General features: G+C 68.2%; 18 protein-coding genes and 1 tRNA gene. 7 read left to right on the forward strand and 12 right to left on the reverse strand.

Annotated features, from left to right (window positions below; translation table 11 throughout):
- Positions 1-4: 4 nt before the first annotated feature.
- From nuoF to TSO352_RS26170, 8 genes are all read right to left on the reverse strand, one after another.
- Positions 5-1,294, reverse strand: coding sequence for an NADH-quinone oxidoreductase subunit NuoF (gene nuoF, locus TSO352_RS26135; protein ID WP_109110033.1), 1,290 nt, complete (start codon positions 1,292-1,294; stop codon positions 5-7).
- A gap of 16 nt (positions 1,295-1,310) precedes the next feature.
- Positions 1,311-1,937 (reverse strand): NADH-quinone oxidoreductase subunit NuoE, encoded by a 627-nt coding sequence (gene nuoE / locus TSO352_RS26140; protein WP_109110034.1) that lies wholly within the window; start codon positions 1,935-1,937, stop codon positions 1,311-1,313.
- On the reverse strand, positions 1,934-3,082 hold the full coding sequence (locus TSO352_RS26145; RefSeq protein WP_247872530.1) for an NADH-quinone oxidoreductase subunit D: 1,149 nt from the start codon (positions 3,080-3,082) through the stop codon (positions 1,934-1,936). Before TSO352_RS26145 ends, nuoE begins: the two co-directional genes overlap by 4 nt.
- 107 nt (positions 3,083-3,189) lie before the next feature.
- Positions 3,190-3,819 (reverse strand): NADH-quinone oxidoreductase subunit C, encoded by a 630-nt coding sequence (locus TSO352_RS26150; RefSeq protein ID WP_109110036.1) that lies wholly within the window; start codon positions 3,817-3,819, stop codon positions 3,190-3,192.
- Between the two features lie 83 nt (positions 3,820-3,902).
- Entirely contained in the window at positions 3,903-4,448 is a 546-nt protein-coding gene (locus TSO352_RS26155) for an NADH-quinone oxidoreductase subunit B (protein ID WP_199231727.1), read from the reverse strand.
- Complete coding sequence (locus TSO352_RS26160; protein ID WP_045580751.1) at positions 4,439-4,807, reverse strand: NADH-quinone oxidoreductase subunit A; 369 nt, start codon at positions 4,805-4,807, stop codon at positions 4,439-4,441. Before TSO352_RS26160 ends, TSO352_RS26155 begins: the two co-directional genes overlap by 10 nt.
- Before the next feature lie 313 nt (positions 4,808-5,120).
- A tRNA-Asp gene (locus TSO352_RS26165) sits at positions 5,121-5,197 on the reverse strand.
- Positions 5,198-5,381: 184 nt separating this feature from the next.
- Positions 5,382-5,609: a hypothetical protein gene (locus TSO352_RS26170; protein ID WP_109110038.1), complete on the reverse strand. Its 228-nt coding sequence runs from the start codon at positions 5,607-5,609 to the stop codon at positions 5,382-5,384.
- Positions 5,610-5,750: 141 nt separating this feature from the next.
- Here TSO352_RS26170 and TSO352_RS26175 point away from each other — a divergent pair, with 141 nt between their 5' ends.
- Complete coding sequence (locus tag TSO352_RS26175) at positions 5,751-6,038, forward strand: hypothetical protein (protein WP_247872443.1); 288 nt, start codon at positions 5,751-5,753, stop codon at positions 6,036-6,038.
- A gap of 134 nt (positions 6,039-6,172) precedes the next feature.
- A complete protein-coding gene (locus tag TSO352_RS26180) occupies positions 6,173-6,601 on the forward strand; it encodes a hypothetical protein (protein ID WP_109110039.1) in 429 nt (142 codons plus the stop codon).
- Between the two features lies 1 nt (position 6,602).
- Here the strand turns inward: TSO352_RS26180 and TSO352_RS26185 are convergent, their stop codons facing one another.
- Positions 6,603-7,058: a hypothetical protein gene (locus tag TSO352_RS26185; RefSeq protein ID WP_109110040.1), complete on the reverse strand. Its 456-nt coding sequence runs from the start codon at positions 7,056-7,058 to the stop codon at positions 6,603-6,605.
- Positions 7,059-7,247: 189 nt separating this feature from the next.
- Here TSO352_RS26185 and TSO352_RS26190 point away from each other — a divergent pair, with 189 nt between their 5' ends.
- Positions 7,248-7,901: a DsbA family oxidoreductase gene (locus TSO352_RS26190; protein WP_109110041.1), complete on the forward strand. Its 654-nt coding sequence runs from the start codon at positions 7,248-7,250 to the stop codon at positions 7,899-7,901.
- 99 nt (positions 7,902-8,000) lie between these two features.
- Here the strand turns inward: TSO352_RS26190 and TSO352_RS26195 are convergent, their stop codons facing one another.
- Both TSO352_RS26195 and TSO352_RS26200 read right to left on the reverse strand, forming a co-directional pair.
- Positions 8,001-9,953: a propionyl-CoA synthetase gene (locus tag TSO352_RS26195; protein WP_109110042.1), complete on the reverse strand. Its 1,953-nt coding sequence runs from the start codon at positions 9,951-9,953 to the stop codon at positions 8,001-8,003.
- Between the two features lie 184 nt (positions 9,954-10,137).
- Positions 10,138-10,605 carry a DUF3574 domain-containing protein gene (locus TSO352_RS26200; protein ID WP_109110043.1) on the reverse strand — a complete coding sequence of 156 codons (468 nt, stop codon included), beginning with the start codon at positions 10,603-10,605 and terminating at the stop codon, positions 10,138-10,140.
- 75 nt (positions 10,606-10,680) lie between these two features.
- Between TSO352_RS26200 and TSO352_RS26205 the strand changes: the two genes are divergently transcribed.
- Positions 10,681-11,040, forward strand: a complete 360-nt coding sequence (locus TSO352_RS26205) for a hypothetical protein (protein WP_109110044.1) — start codon at positions 10,681-10,683, stop codon at positions 11,038-11,040.
- On the opposite strand, the gene TSO352_RS26210 is transcribed toward TSO352_RS26205, so the two are convergent.
- Entirely contained in the window at positions 11,037-11,672 is a 636-nt protein-coding gene (locus tag TSO352_RS26210; RefSeq protein WP_109110045.1) for a LysE/ArgO family amino acid transporter, read from the reverse strand. The two genes, TSO352_RS26205 and TSO352_RS26210, sit on opposite strands and share 4 nt — an antisense overlap.
- Positions 11,673-11,800: 128 nt before the next feature.
- On the opposite strand from TSO352_RS26210, the gene TSO352_RS26215 reads away from it, so the two are divergent.
- The 3 genes from TSO352_RS26215 to TSO352_RS26225 all read left to right on the forward strand — a co-directional run bounded on the left by TSO352_RS26215 (position 11,801) and on the right by TSO352_RS26225 (position 15,149).
- Positions 11,801-12,748, forward strand: a complete 948-nt coding sequence (locus tag TSO352_RS26215; RefSeq protein WP_109110046.1) for a LysR family transcriptional regulator ArgP — start codon at positions 11,801-11,803, stop codon at positions 12,746-12,748.
- A 68-nt stretch (positions 12,749-12,816) separates the two neighbouring features.
- The gene (locus TSO352_RS26220) at positions 12,817-14,631 is read left to right on the forward strand and encodes a M3 family oligoendopeptidase (RefSeq protein WP_109110047.1); all 1,815 of its coding nucleotides are present in this window, start codon (positions 12,817-12,819) and stop codon (positions 14,629-14,631) included.
- Between the two features lie 134 nt (positions 14,632-14,765).
- Positions 14,766-15,149 carry a hemerythrin family protein gene (locus TSO352_RS26225; RefSeq protein ID WP_109110048.1) on the forward strand — a complete coding sequence of 128 codons (384 nt, stop codon included), beginning with the start codon at positions 14,766-14,768 and terminating at the stop codon, positions 15,147-15,149.
- Positions 15,150-15,506: the final 357 nt, after the last annotated feature.

The following is a 15,506-nucleotide window of genomic DNA, read 5'->3' on the forward strand; positions in this document are numbered from 1 at the left end:
CTCCTTACTCGGCCGCCAGCGGCGCAGCATTGCGGTAGGCCTGGATGCGCCGCTCAACCTCCGGACGGAAGTGGCGGAACAGGCCCTGGATCGGCCAGGCGGCGGCGTCGCCGAGCGCGCAGATGGTGTGGCCTTCGACCTGCTTGGTCACTTCCAGCAGCATGTCGATCTCTTCCAGCCGGGCGTTGCCGGAGACCATGCGCTGCATGACCCGGTTCATCCAGCCGGTGCCCTCGCGGCACGGCGTGCACTGGCCGCAGGATTCATGCGCGTAGAACTGCGACAGGCGGGCGATCGCCTTCACGATGTCGGTGGACTTGTCCATGACGATGACCGCCGCGGTGCCGAGGCCCGAGCGGACCTCGCGCAGGCTGTCGAAGTCCATCAGCACCGTGTCGCAGATCTCCTTGGGCAGCACCGGGACCGACGAGCCGCCGGGGATGACCGCCAGCAGGTTGTCCCAGCCGCCGCGCACGCCGCCGGCGTGGCGCTCGATCAGCTCCTTCAGCGGGATGCCCATCTCCTCTTCCACGTTGCACGGGTTGTTGACGTGCCCGGAGATGCAGAAGAGCTTGGTGCCGCTGTTCTTCGGCCGGCCGATGCCGGCGAACCAGGAAGCGCCGCGCCGCAGGATGGTCGGAACCACCGCGATCGATTCGACGTTGTTCACCGTGGTCGGGCAGGAATAGAGGCCGGCCTGGGCGGGGAACGGCGGCTTGTTGCGCGGCTGGCCCTTCTTGCCCTCGATCGACTCGATGAGCGCGGTTTCCTCGCCGCAGATGTAGGCGCCGGCGCCGCGGTGGATGTAGACGTCGTAGCTGTAGCCGGTGCCGCAGGCGTTCTTGCCGATCAGCCCCGCCGCGTACGCCTCGTCGATGGCGCGCTGGACGTTGGAGCCCTCGTTGTAGAACTCACCGCGGATGTAGATGTAGCAGGCGCTGGCGCCGATGGCGAAACCGGCGATCAGGCAGCCTTCGATCAGCTTGTGCGGATCGTGGCGCAGGATGTCGCGGTCCTTGCAGGTGCCGGGCTCGCCCTCGTCGGCGTTGATGACGAGGTAGACCGGCTTGTCGGTCACGTTCTTCGGCATGAAGGACCACTTCATGCCGGTGGAGAAGCCGGCGCCGCCGCGGCCGCGCAGCCCCGATTCCTTCACCTGCTCGATGATCCATTCGCGGCCGTTGGCCAGGATCGCCGCCGTGTTGTCCCAGTCACCGCGCTTGCGGGCCCCGTCCAGACCGAAGTCCTGGAAGCCGTAGAGGTTGGTGAAGATGCGGTCCTCATCGCGAAGCATCGCTGTCCCCTCCCCCTCAATCGTCCGCTTGCGCGGTGGTGAAATCCTTGAGCGTCGTCGGGCCGCCGACCGGCTCCGACGAACGGCGGCCGATCTGCGAACCGGGTTTCGGCGTCTCGCCGCGCTTCAGCGCCTCGATCAGGCCGTCGATGTGCTCCGGGGCCACGTCTTCGTAGTAATCGTCACCGATCTGCACAACCGGCGCGTTGACGCAGGCGCCCGAGCATTCGACCTCGCCCAGCGTGAACTGGCCGTCCGCCGTCGTCTCGCCGACGCCGATGCCGAGCTTGTTCTTGCAGGCGTGGACGATCTCGTCCGAACCGCGCAGCCAGCAGGGCGTCGTCGTGCAGACCTGGATGTGATGCCGGCCGACCGGGTTCTTGTTGTACATCGTGTAGAAGGTCGCGACCTCGTACACGCGGATGCGCGGCATGCCGAGCAGGTCGGCCACGGCGTCCATGGCGACGCGCGGCAGCCAGCCGCCGTGCTGGCGCTGGGCGACGTCGAGCAGCGGCATGCAGGCGCTGGCCTGCTTGCCGGCCGGGTACTTGGCGATGATGCGCTTCGCCAGCTCCAGGTTTTCCGGAGTGAAGGTGAAGCTGGTCGGCTCAACGTGGCCGTGATCGGAAGCGGGCGCGCTCATCGATCGATCTCTCCGAAAACGATGTCCATCGAGGCGATGTTGGCGACGGCGTCAGCCAGCATGTGACCCTTCGACATGAAGTCCAGGCCCTGAAGATGGGCGAAGCCCGGCGCGCGGATCTTGCAGCGGTAGGGCTTGTTGGTGCCGTCGGACACCAGATACACGCCGAACTCGCCCTTGGGCGCCTCGATCGCGGTGTAGGTTTCGCCGGCGGGAACGTGGAAGCCCTCGGTGAAGAGCTTGAAGTGGTGGATGAGCGCCTCCATCGAGCGCTTCATCTCGCCGCGCGGCGGCGGCGACACCTTGCGGTCCTCGATCTTGTACGGACCGGCCGGCATCTCCTTGCAGCACTGGCGGATGATGCGCAGCGACTGCCGCATCTCCTCCATGCGCACCAGGTAGCGCGCCCAGCAGTCGCCGGTCAGGCCAACCGGGACATCGAAGTCCATGCGGTCATAGACCTCGTAGGGCTGCGACTTGCGCAGGTCCCAGGCGACGCCGGAGCCGCGCAGCATCGGGCCGGTGAAGGCCCAGTCGAAGGCCTCCTGCTTGCTGACGACGCCGATGTCGACGGTGCGCTGCTTGAAAATGCGGTTGTCGGTCAGCAAATTGTCGAGGTCTTCCATGAATTTCGGAAAACGCTCGGTGAAGGCCCAGATGTCGTCCAGGATGCCGTCCGGCAGGTCCCAGGCGACGCCGCCCGGCCGGAAGTAGTTGGCGTGCAGGCGGGCACCCGACACCCGCTCGTAGAACTCCATGAGGATTTCGCGTTCCTCGAAGCCCCACAGCGCCGGCGTGATGGCGCCGACGTCGAGCGCACCCGTCGTGATCGACAGGATGTGGTTCAGGATGCGCGTGATTTCCGAGAACAGCACGCGGATGTACTGGGCGCGCAGCGGCGCCTTGATCTGCAGCAGGTTCTCGATGCCGAGCACATAGGCGTGCTCCATGCACATCGGGCTGACATAATCCAGCCGGTCGAAATACGGCACGGCCTGGGTGTAGGTCTTGTACTCGATCAGCTTCTCGGTACCGCGGTGCAGCAGGCCGATGTGCGGATCGCAGCGCTCCACCACCTCGCCGTTCAGCTCCATCACCAGACGGAGCACGCCGTGGGCGGCCGGATGCTGCGGCCCGAAATTCATCGTGTAGGGCTTGATCTGCGTCTTGCTCTCCGGACCGGAGGCGCTGATCGGCCCGCCGGGTCCGGCCACGACGACGCCGGTCGCCGATTCGGTCGAAACGGTCATGCTCACGGCTTCTTGCTCCCGTCCTGGAGGGCGGCCTTTTCGTCACCGGGCAGCATGACGTTGGTCATGCCTTCCCAGGGGCTGAGGAAGTCGAAGGCGCGGAAATCCTGGGTCAGCCGGACCGGTTCGTAGATCACGCGCTTCTGGTCCTCGTCGTAGCGGGCTTCGACGTAGCCGGTCAGCGGGAAATCCTTGCGGAAGGGGTGCCCCTCGAACCCGTAGTCGGTGAGGATGCGGCGCAGGTCCGGGTGGTTGTCGAAGAAGACGCCGAACAGGTCCCACACCTCGCGCTCGAACCAGTTGGCCGCGCTGTAGACGGCGACCGCCGACGGGACGGGGGTGTCCTCGTCGGTGGCCAGCTTCACGCGCATGCGCCGGTTGTGGGCATAGCTGAGCAGCTGGTAGACGACCTCGAACCGCTCGACACGGTCGGGGTAATCGACCGCGGTGATGTCGGTCAGCTGCTCGAACGAGCAGGCCGGGTCGTCGCGCAGCGCGGTCAGCACCGTGAGGATGGCGGTCCGCTTGACCGTCACCATCAGTTCGCCGAGCCTCACCTCGACCGTCAGGACATCATCGCCGAGCTTGGCCGCGATGACGTCCCCGAGTTCCTTCAACGCCTGTTCGGACATGGGTGGGACCCTGCCTTCCTACTTGTCTTCAGCGCGCTTCGTTCGGTGTCGCCCGGTCCGCCGGGCTAGTCGAGTCCGCCCGGTCAGCGGGCGATGCGGTTGCCGCGCTTGATCTTCTTCTGGAGCTGGAGGATGCCGTAGATCAGCGCCTCCGCCGTCGGCGGGCAGCCGGGCACATAGATGTCCACCGGCACGATCCGGTCGCAGCCACGCACCACCGCGTAGGAATAGTGGTAGTAGCCGCCGCCGTTGGCGCAGGAGCCCATCGAGATCACCCAGCGCGGTTCCGGCATCTGGTCGTAGACCTTGCGGAGCGCGGGCGCCATCTTGTTGGTCAGCGTGCCGGCGACGATCATGCAGTCGGATTGGCGCGGGCTGGGACGCGGGATCACGCCGAAGCGGTCCAGGTCGTACCGGCTCATGTAGGCGTGGATCATCTCCACCGCGCAGCAGGCCAGACCGAAGGTCATCGGCCACAACGAGCCGGTCCGGGCCCAGGCCAGCACGTCCTCGTACTTCGCCAGCACGAAGCCCTTCTCCTGGATCTCGTCGGAGACCGCGCGGATGTAGGCGTCCTGTTCCGGTCCGGGCGGAATCGGCGCCAGCGGCTTGGCGACCTCTACTCCCATTCCAGAGCTCCTTTCTTCCACTCGTAGATGAAGCCGATGGTCAGGATGCCGAGGAACAGCATCATCGACCAGAAGCCGAACAGCCCGATGTCACCGAGGGCGACCGCCCACGGGAACAGGAAGGCGACTTCCAGGTCGAAGATGATGAACAGGATCGAGACCAGGTAGAACCGCACGTCGAACTTGGTGCGCGCGTCCTCGAACGGCTCGAAGCCGCATTCGTAGGGCGAGACCTTCTCGGCGTCCGGGTTCTTCGGGCTGATGACGTAGGATGCCCCCACCATCACCGCGGCCAGCGCGATGCCGATCAGCAGAAACACCAGGATCGGAAGATACTCAATGATCAGCGGAGTCGACACCGCGTTCCTCCCATAAGCCCACGACCACGGGCGCCGTTCCAGCCGGGAAATCGGCGGAAGCGCAAAGCCGTGGCAGCCATGCCTTGGATTAGCCCATCAGACGGGCCGGAATATATGCTGAGAGCGTGGGCAAGGAAAGCGCTTTGAATCGCTTTTCACAACGCGGAAGCAGACGCGGCGATTCACGCGGGCGCTTGGTAATACCACGTTTTTAAAATTGGGCAAAGGAAAGACGGCGAACAAACGAAAAAGGACCCGCAGTTCGCGAGCCCTTGCGCCTTACTGGCGGTTGCCATCGAATTTCAAAGGAAAGTGGCGCGAGTGACGGGACTTGAACCCGCGGCCTCCGGCGTGACAGGCCGGCGCTCTAACCAACTGAGCTACACCCGCGCAGATCGACGTTTCAAACTTTGGACATTTCAAAGCCAAGACCTTGAAGCGTCTGCTGTTTTTCGAGGCCGTCGCGGCCCCCGTCGTTCGGTGGGCGGTTTGTAGTCGCCCGGGGCACCCCCTGTCAATCACGAATTTGCAAAAAATACCGTCCCCGCGTCGCCACCGGTCTTCCCGGCCACGGTCAGGGCAGCCGGTGCTCGGACCGGCGCAGGCTTTCCAGCCGCTCGAAGGCCTGGACCATGCCGGCCGACAGCTCGCGGTGATCGACCGCGTCGGGGCCGCCGAAGCGGGTCAGCGTCTCTTCCAGCGCGCGGGCCAGATGTTCGGCGACCTCCAGATGCTTCTGCTCCAGCGCCAGTTCCAGTGCGGCGAGGATGCGGTCGCCGAGCCGCCGTTCGTTCAAAGTCATGTTGTTTCTTACCCTGGTGACCTGTTTCCGCCCGCTGCCAGGATAGCAGTTCCGCGCCGAACCGTCGGCGGGAATTGCACGGTTGCGACATTTGGCGGGCGCCTCTTCCGGAACGCCGGCGGGCCGTGCGATAGTCGGGCGATGCAACGCCGCCTGTCGCCCCCGTTCCGTCTGCCCGCCGCCCTGATGGGCGTGATTTTCTGCATCTCCGCCGGTTCCGCTGCCGCCGCGCCCAGCGTGTCCGCCGGGCAGGCCGAGGCGAAGGAGATCGCCAAGTCGATGGGCAACTGCACCCCCGCCAAGGTCGAGGTGCTCAGCTACACCCTGGGGCGCGAGGGGCAGACGGTGTTCAAGGTCGGCTGCACCGAGGACAAGGACGCCTTCGTCGTCGTGCGGTGCCGCTCGCGCATCTGCACCCTGCTGCGCTGACGACTCCCAGGGCCGGGATTCACCGGTTGTTAACCGCGTCCGCGCGCAATGTGTCGATCGCACGCGCGCGCCGGGGAAGGTGCGCCGGGACGATGCGTGATGGCGGAATCGCGCGAACGGGGACTGTGGGGACCATGACGGCAGCGAAGACGGCGGCAACGGTCGTGAGGGTGCAGGTGTGGCTGGCGGTGTCGCTGGGGGCCCTGGCGCTCGGCGGCTGCACCTCGCCGCTCGGGCTGGCGGCGGCGGGCGCCGACGTGGTGACGCTGAACGCGACCCGGAAAACGATCGGCGACCATGTGGTCTCGTCGGCGACCGGGCGCGACTGCTCGATCATTTCCTTCACCGAAACCGGCGACTATTGCCCGGACAAGGTCGTGGTCGACCGCTCCAAGGTCTATTGCTTCCGCACGCTGGCCGACGTCGAGTGCCACCACATCCCCGACCCCTACCGCAACGGCACCGCCTCGCTGGCCAGCCCGCCGCCGGACATCCGGCCGGTGCCGCGCAAGCGCGGCTGGTTCGACGACGCGACGCCCTACACCGCCAACAACGGCTCGTAGGTCAGCGGACCTTCTTGGCAACGAAGGCCTTGGCGATGGCCATCATCGCCTTTTCGTGCGACGGACCGCCGGCCGGGGCCGACGCGGCCGACCGGGCCGGCGCGCCCTTCGCCGCGGCGGCGCTGCTGGCCGGCCGGGGATCGGCGTCCCCATCCGAATCGCGGCCCAACCGGTCGAGCAGGCTTTCCAGCGCGTCGCGGCTGAGACCGGAGGCGGACGGCCGCGCGCCGCCGGCACCGCCGGCCGATGGCCGGGCGGCTGGGCTGCGGCTGGGCGGGCGGGCGGCGCGCTCGATGGCCGCGGCGGCGATGGCCTTCAGGAAGGGCTGGGCGATGCCGCGCAGCAGGTCGGGATCCTCGACGGCCCAGGCCATCAGGATCTTCTGCGCGTTGGCCCGGCTGCCCTTGGCCGCCATGATCGCTTCGCGCACCTTGCCGTCGACGTAAGAATTGCTCATCGGGAACCGCCCACCGGGATAGGCCCACCGCCCGCGCGTCGCCGGAACGGCCGCGTCCGCGGCGGCGGAACCACCTGCGACTGTCGGGCCAACTCGGTTAACAAACGGTTGCGGCCGCGGGCGTCCCCCGGGAAACCAATAACCCAAGTAGCGGTTGCCCCCGGCCCGGCGCTCGCGGATAGTGATGGGATGCTGATCGAAACCTTCGCCGACCTGATCTGCCCCTGGTGCTACATCGGCAAGCGCCGGCTCGACCGGGCCCTGGCGCAACGGCCCAACCTGCGGCCGGACATCCGCTGGCAGCCCTTCCAGTTGAACCCGGACATGCCCCGCGGCGGCATGTCGCGCGACGACTATCTCGCCGCCAAGTTCGGCGGGGCGGAGCGGGCGCGGCAGATCCACCGGGTGGTGGAGGACACGGCGGCGCGCGACGGGCTGGTCCTGGCGCTCGACCGCATCCAGCGCACGCCCAACAGCTTCGACGCCCACCGGCTGGTCCGCATCGCCGGCCGCCAGGGGCTGGCCGGCGCCATGGCCGACGCGCTGTTCGCCGCCTATTTCGCCGACGGGGTGGACATCGGCGACCTCGACGCGCTGGCCGAGGTCGCGGCCGGCGTCGGGCTGGACGCCGCCGACACCCGGCGCCAGCTTTCCACCGACGCGGAGTCGGCGTCGGTCTACGCCGCCGACGCGCTGGCCCGGCAGATGGGGTTGCAGGCGGTGCCCTGCTACATCTTCAACCGCCGCTACGCGCTGTCCGGCGCGCAGGAGCCGGCGAGCTTCCTCCCCCTGCTCGACCTCGGCAGCGAGGAGCCGGAGAATGTGTCGGTCGTCTCCGGCTGACGCTTTCCAGCCGGTCCGGCGCAAAAGGAAAGGGCGGCGGCCCACATCCGGGTGCCGCCGCCCTGCCCTCTTTCGTCACACAGGCTTTAGGCCGGGGCCTTACGCCGGCGTGGTGTCGACCTTGGCGTAGCCCAGGCCGCGCAGCGCGTCGGCGATCTCCGGCAGGATGCCCGGATCGTCGATGGTCGCCGGCATCTTGTAGTCCTGGCTGTCGGCGATCTTCTGCATGGTGCCGCGCAGGATCTTGCCCGAGCGGGTCTTGGGCAGACGCTCCACCACCACGGCGCGCTTGAAGTCGGCGACCGGGCCGATCTGCTCGCGCACCAGCTGGACGACCTCCTTGACGATCTCCTCGTGCGGACGGGTGACGCCGGCCTTCAGGCAGACGAAGCCGAGCGGCACCTGGCCCTTCAGGTCGTCGGCCACGCCGATCACCGCACATTCGGCGACGTCCTTGTGGCTCGACAGCACCTCTTCCATCGCGCCGGTCGACAGGCGATGGCCGGCGACGTTGATGATGTCGTCGGTGCGGGCCATGACGTAGACGTAGCCGTCGTCGTCGACGAAGCCGGCGTCACCGGTCTGGTAGTAGCCGGGGTAGTCGGCGAGATAGGACTTCTTGAAGCGGTCGTCGGCGTTCCACAGCGTCGGCAGCGTGCCCGGAGGCAGCGGCAGCTTGACGCAGATCGCGCCGATGTCGCCGCGCGGCACCTCCTTCAGCTCGGCGTTCAGCACCCGGACGTCCCAGCCCGGCATCGGCCGCGTCGCCGAGCCGTACTTGATCGGGAACAGATGCACGCCCAGCGGGTTGCCGGAGATCGCCCAACCGGTTTCGGTCTGCCACCAGTGGTCGATCACCGGGACCTTCAGATTGTCCTCGGCCCAATGCAGCGTGTCGGGGTCGGAGCGCTCGCCGGCCAGGAACAGGGCGCGGAGGCAGGACAGGTCGTACTTCCGCAGGTGATTGGCGTCCGGATCCTCGCGCTTGATGGCGCGGAAGGCGGTGGGGGCGGTGAACAGCGTGCCGACCTTGTGCTGCTCGATCACCCGCCAGAAGGTGCCCGGATCGGGGGTGCCGACCGGCTTGCCCTCGAACACCACGGTGGTGCAGCCGGTCAGCAGCGGCGCGTAGACGATGTAGGAGTGGCCGACGACCCAGCCCACGTCCGACGCCGCCCAATACACCTCGCCCGGCTGGACGTTGTAGATGTTGGTCATGGTCCAGCGCAGCGCCACGGCGTGGCCGCCGTTGTCGCGCACCACGCCCTTGGGCTGGCCGGTCGTGCCCGAGGTGTAGAGGATGTAGAGCGGGTCGGTCGCCGCCACCGGCACGCAGTCCGCCGGCTCCGCCGTCGCCGCCGCCTGCGCCCAGTCGACGTCGCGGCCTTCGACCAGCGACGCGGTTTCCTGCGGGCGCTGGTAGACGATCACGCTGGTGGGCTTGTGCGCCGACTGTTCGATCGCGGCGTCCAGCATCGGCTTGTACTTGACGATGCGGTTCGGCTCGATGCCGCAGGAGGCCGAGACGATGGCCTTGGGCTTGGCGTCGTCGATGCGGGTCGCCAGCTCGTGCGGGGCGAAGCCGCCGAACACCACCGAATGCACCGCGCCCAGCCGCGCGCAGGCCAGCATGGCGACGACCGACTGCGGGATCATCGGCATGTAGAGCAGCACCCGGTCGCCCTTGTCCACGCCCTGGCCGCGCAGCACGCCGGCGAAGCGGGCCACCTGGTCCTGCAGTTCGGCGTAGGTGATGGTCTGGACGGTCTGGGTGACCGGGCTGTCGTAGATGATCGCCGCCTGCGCCCCGCGCCCGGCCTCCACATGGCGGTCCACCGCGTTGTAGCAGGTGTTCAGCTCACCGCCGGTGAACCAGCGGTAGAAGGGCGCGTTGCTGTCGTCCAGCACCTTGTCCCACGGCTTGTACCAGGAGATGTCCTTGGCGGCATCGCCCCAGAACCCCGCGGGGTCGGCCAGGGAACGGGCGTGCATCTGGTCGTAACGCTCGGCTGTGCTCGGGCTGCTGGGCGTCGGGCTCGGCGTCGGGCTCATGGGGCGTCCCTCGTTCTATTTTAGTACTATTTGGTGAGCATTTCCTCTCGACCGCGCAACGATCCGCTACGCAGCCTCCACAATCTGCGACAAAAGCATAACCGCAAGCAAATGTCAGAAGGTCGGGGGTGCGGCGAGCTGTCGCAAGCGCCGGTCCGGACCTCCCAACGGGCGAATCGGCGACTCAGAAGGAGACGCAGACCGGCCGGATCGACAGGCCGACCGACTGCTGGTGGAACTGGTCCTTGTAGAGATCCACGATCTCGTGGATCAGGCGCAGCGTCGCCGGGTCGCCGCCGGCCAGCAGGGTGACGACCTTGCTCGGCTCGCGGATCAGGCGGCCGGTCTCCATGTCGCGCCAGTGGCCCGACGCGTCGACGACGGTCAGGCCGTTGGGGAAGCGCGGCGTCACCTCCTTGTCGAGGAAGTCGGTCCAGTCCCGTTCGCTGACGCCGAGTTCGGCGCCGATGTTGCGGCCGAAGAACAGTTGGGCCTCGATCATCGCGCTGGCGGCGTAGAGCGTGCAGTCCGGTGCATCGGTGCGCTGCGCCACAGGCGCATCGGCGCGCTGCGCCACGGCCGGATCGGCACCGGCCAGACCGGCCATGACGATGCAGGACAGCAGGAACGGCCGGATCGGCATGGGGCGCATCGGTGGGGCTCCTCAATCGGGAAGGCGGCATCCAGCACGCTGGTCAGGACGGCGCCGGACCGTTATGCATGGATCATGGCCGTCGATCCACCCATCACCGGAATCCGCCCGATCCTGACCGTCGTTCACGGAAACGGCGAGCGGCTGATCGTCGCCCGCCTGACCAACCTGGGCGGCGGCAGCCAATCCAATCGCTTCGTGCTGCGGCGGTCCGACTTCCGCGCGCCGTGGGAGCAGCCCGACAAGGGCTATTTCGGCTACGCCGAGGTCGCCCGCGCGCTGGACGCCAACGGCTGGCGCGGCTGCGCGATCGAGGCGATGGCGACCACCGACCTGGAGGAACGCCGCGCCCGCCAGCTCGCCCGCAAGAAACTGCACCTGCAATGCGTCGAGGCGGCAATCCGCCGGGCGCAGGAGGAGGGGGCGTCCGGTTAAGCCTCGCCCACCAGCAGGCGCAGCGCGATCGCCCACATCACCAGCGCGATCACCCCATCCGTCACCCGCCACGCCATCGGCCGCGCGAACAGCGGGCGCAGCAGGCGGGCGCCGTAGCCCAGCGCGAAGAAGAACAGGACGGACGCCGTCATCGCCCCCAGCGCAAAGGCGGCCCGCCCCTCCGCGAACCGGGCGGACACCGAGCCGACCAGCACCACGGTGTCCAGATAGACGTGCGGGTTGAGCCAGGTCAGCGCCAGGCAGGTGAGCAGCGCCGGCAGCAGCCCGCCCGGCGCCCGCTCCGCCGGGGCCAGCCCCGTCGTCCCGGCCCGCAACGCGGCGCGGGCGTTGCGCAGGCCATAGACCAGCAGGAAGGCGGCCCCGGCGTAGCGCATCAGCGGCTCCAACCACGGCCAGCGCGCACCGGCCTCGGCGAATCCGCTCACCCCCACCAGGATCAGCGCGGCGTCCGACAGCGCGCAGGTCGCGCAGATCGCCAGCACATGCTCGTTCCGCAGCCCCTGCCGCAGCACGAAGGCGTTCTGCGCCCCGATGGCGACGATCAGGCTGAGGCCGAGGAACAGGCCCGGCAGGAAGGCGGGGAGAAAGCTGGATGGCAGGGCGGTGGGCATGGCGGCTCCGGCAAGGGCGGACGGCGATGGGAAGGCGACTCACGGCAAGCGCGGTGGATTCCTGCTATCACCCGGCGAGGCTTCGGCGTACTTAATCCTCCTTGTCCCGATGAAGCGGAACTAATCCCATGCTGGACTACCCGCTGCTGTCCGCCCTGGCCGCCGTGCTGCGCACCGGCAGTTTCGAACGGGCGGCGCAGCAGCTTCACGTCACCCCCTCGGCGGTGTCGCAACGGGTGAAGCTGCTGGAGGAGCGGCTGGGCAGCGTGCTGGTGGTGCGCGGCCAACCCTGCACCGGGACCGCCGCCGGCCTGCGCCTGTGCCAGCATGTCGAGCAGGTGGCGCTGCTGGAAAGCGAGTTGCGCCACGCCCTGCCCGGCCTGCCGGCGGACCGCATGGCGGACGGCGGGCCGGCGACGCTGCGCATCGCGGTGAACGCCGACAGCCTCGCCACCTGGTTCGTCGCCGCGATGGCGGAGGTGCCGGGATGCCTGTTCGACCTCGTGCTGGACGACCAGGACCACAGCGCCGACTGGCTGCGCCAGGGCGAGGTGCTGGCCGCCGTCACCGCCAGCGCCACCCCGGTCCCCGGCTGCAACAGCCACCCGCTGGGCGCGCTGCGCTACCGCGCGACCGCCAGCCCGGACTACCGGGACCGCCATTTCCCCGACGGGGTGGACGCGGCCGCCATCGCCCGCGCGCCCTGCCTGACCTTCAACCGCAAGGACCAGCTTCAGGCGCAATGGCTGCGCCGCGTCTTCGGCACGGCGTCGGGCACCGGGGCGGGCGCAGCGCCGACCCCGCCGACCCACTGGCTGCCTTCGACCCACGCCTTCGTCGACGGTGCGCTGGCCGGGCTGGGCTGGGGCATGAACCCCGAATCCCTGGTTGCCGGGCATCTGGCGGCGGGACGGCTGGTGGAACTGGTGCCCGGCCGGCCGCTCGACGTGCCGCTGTTCTGGCAGCAGAGCCGGATCGCCAGCACGACGCTGGCCGAGCTGTCGCGCTCCGTGCTGCGCGCCGGCCGCAGCACCCTTCACCAGCCGTCGCCCACCACGGGCGAGGACGCCGGCTGATCGCATCGGCACTTTGCCCGTGACGCGTGCGCGCTTATATGGATTCCACAAATCTCTGGAGGGACTCGATGACCAGCAGCGCCGCCTTGGCCGCAACCGAAAGCCCCGAATTGGGCACGCTGCCCGCCTGGGACCTGAGCGACCTCTATCCCGGCATGGACTCGGCCGAGCTGAAGGGCGACCTCGACCGCATGGAGCGGGAGTGCACGTCCTTCCGCGAACGCTACGCCGGCAAGCTGGCCGCCCTGGACGGCGACGATCTGGCGGCGGCGATCCGCGGCTATGAGGACATCGACGAGACGCTGTCGCGCGCCATGTCCTACGCCGGGCTCGTCTACAACGGCAACATGACCGACCCGACCATCGCCAAGTTCTACCAGTCGGCGCAGGAGCGGGTGAACGACATCTCCGCCCACCTGATCTTCTTCACGCTGGAGATCAACCGGCTGGACGAGCAGGAACTGGCGGGCAAGCTGGCCGCGTCGCCGGCGCTGAACCGCTACGCGCCCTGGCTGCGCGACGTGCGGCTCTACCGCGACCACCAGCTCTCCGACGAGATCGAACGGCTGCTGCACGAGAAGCACGTCGTCGGCCGCGCCGCCTGGAACCGCCTGTTCGACGAGACCATCGCCAGCCTGCGCTTCCCCATGGGCGGCAAGGATCTGACCTGCGCCGAGGCGCTGAACCGCCTGTCCGACCGCAACCCGGCCATCCGCCGCGAGGCCGGCGAGGCGGTGGGCAAGGTGCTGGGCGACAACGCGCGGCTGTTCGCGCTGATCACCAACACGTTGGCCAAGGACAAGGAGATCGAGGACGAGTGGCGCAACTACCCGACGCCGACCTCGGCCCGCAACCTGTCCAACCGGGTCGAGGACGAGGTGGTCGACGCGCTGGTCTCCGCGGTCAAGACCGCCTATCCGGACCTGTCGCACCGCTACTACGCGATGAAGGCCAAGTGGTTCGGCCAGGACCATCTGGACTATTGGGACCGCAACGCGCCGCTGCCCGACGACGCCGACCGCAGCATCCGCTGGGATGAGGCGCGCGACATCGTGCTGGGCGCCTACGGCCGCTTCTCGCCGGAGCTGGCGAGCCTGGGCAAGCGCTTCTTCGACAACCCGTGGATCGACGCGCCGGTCCGCCCCGGCAAGGCGCCGGGCGCCTTCGCCCACCCGACGGTGCCCAGCGTCCACCCCTATCTGCTGGTCAACTACCAGGGCAAGACGCGCGACGTGATGACGCTGGCGCATGAGCTGGGGCACGGCGTGCACCAGATCCTGGCCGGCCGCCAAGGCCATTTCCTGTCCGACACGCCGCTGACCCTGGCGGAAACCGCGTCGGTGTTCGGCGAGATGCTGACCTTCCGCGCCCTGCTGGCGGCCGAAAGCGACCCCAAGCGCCGCCGCATCATGCTGGCCGGCAAGGTCGAGGACATGCTGAACACGGTGGTGCGGCAGATCGCCTTCTTCGACTTCGAACGCCGCGTCCACACCGAACGGCGCGAGGGCGAGCTGACGTCGGATCGCCTCGGCCAGATCTGGATGGATGTGCAGACCGAAAGCCTCGGCCCGGCGCTGCGCTTCGACGAGGGGTATCGCCATTACTGGTCCTACATCCCCCACTTCATCCACTCGCCCTTCTACGTCTACGCCTACGCGTTCGGCGACTGCCTGGTGAACTCGCTCTACGCGGTCTACCAGGACGCCGAGCAGGGCTTCGCCGAGAAGTACCTCGCCATGCTGTCGGCCGGCGGCACGCTGCGCCACAAGGACCTGCTGGCTCCCTTCGGCCTCGACGCCTCCGACCCGGCCTTCTGGCAGAAGGGCCTGGGCGTCATCCGCGGCTTCATCGACGAGCTGGAGGCCGGCGAGGGCGCGGCCTGATCCGGAGGGCCTGAGCGCGAATCGATTGGCGGCCAGGCGATTGACGGCGGTCAAGCATCCCTGATCTGCCTGTGGGTATGGTGGCCTTCGGAGCGTCGTCTCCGAAGGCCACCGCCGTTGAAGGACCCACCGCCATGCTCGCGCCGGACACCATCACCCTCGGACATGCGGTCATGGACCGCGACCACACCGATTCCCTCGCCCTGTGGGAAGCCGCCAAGGCGGCCCCCGCCGGCGCGCTCCAGGCGCCGTTCGCCGCCTTCGCCCGGCACCTGCGCGAGCATTTCGCCCGCGAAAACGCGCTGATGACCGAACACGGCTTCTTCGCCCTGCACTGCCACATGGACGAGCACGCCCGCGTCCTGGCCGTCGTCGCGACAATCGAAGCGGAACTGGCGGAGGGCCAGGAAGACCGCGGCCGCGAATACCTGCGCCACCACTTCCCCGACTGGTTCTACACGCATCTGGCGACGATGGACCGGGTGACGGCGGACTTCCTGCTGCGGGCGGCGGGCTGACGGGGCTTTGGGATGGGACGTTTTGGGAACGTTTTGCCCCCTCCCCATCCCTCCCCTCTTCGAGGGAGAGGGGGTAGGAGCTTTGCAGGAGTACGGCGGCAGTCTCCTCTCCCGCGTTAGCTCTCGCACAAAGCTGTGCTTTGTGCTGACGCGGCAGGCGGACCGTAGGTCCGCCGAGAGCGGGGGAGGGTTAGGGAGGGGGACCCCCGCAAACACGCCAGACCAGACATCCCAAACCCGGAAAATGGAAAGGGGCCGAAACCTGTTCGGTTTCGGCCCCTTATGGATGGTGGGCGCACAAGGACTCGAACCTTGGGCCCGCTGATTAAGAGTCAGCTGCTCTACCAACTGAGCTAT

It is taken from the genome of Azospirillum sp. TSO35-2 (assembly GCF_003116095.1).
Classification (GTDB): Bacteria; Pseudomonadota; Alphaproteobacteria; order Azospirillales; family Azospirillaceae; genus Azospirillum.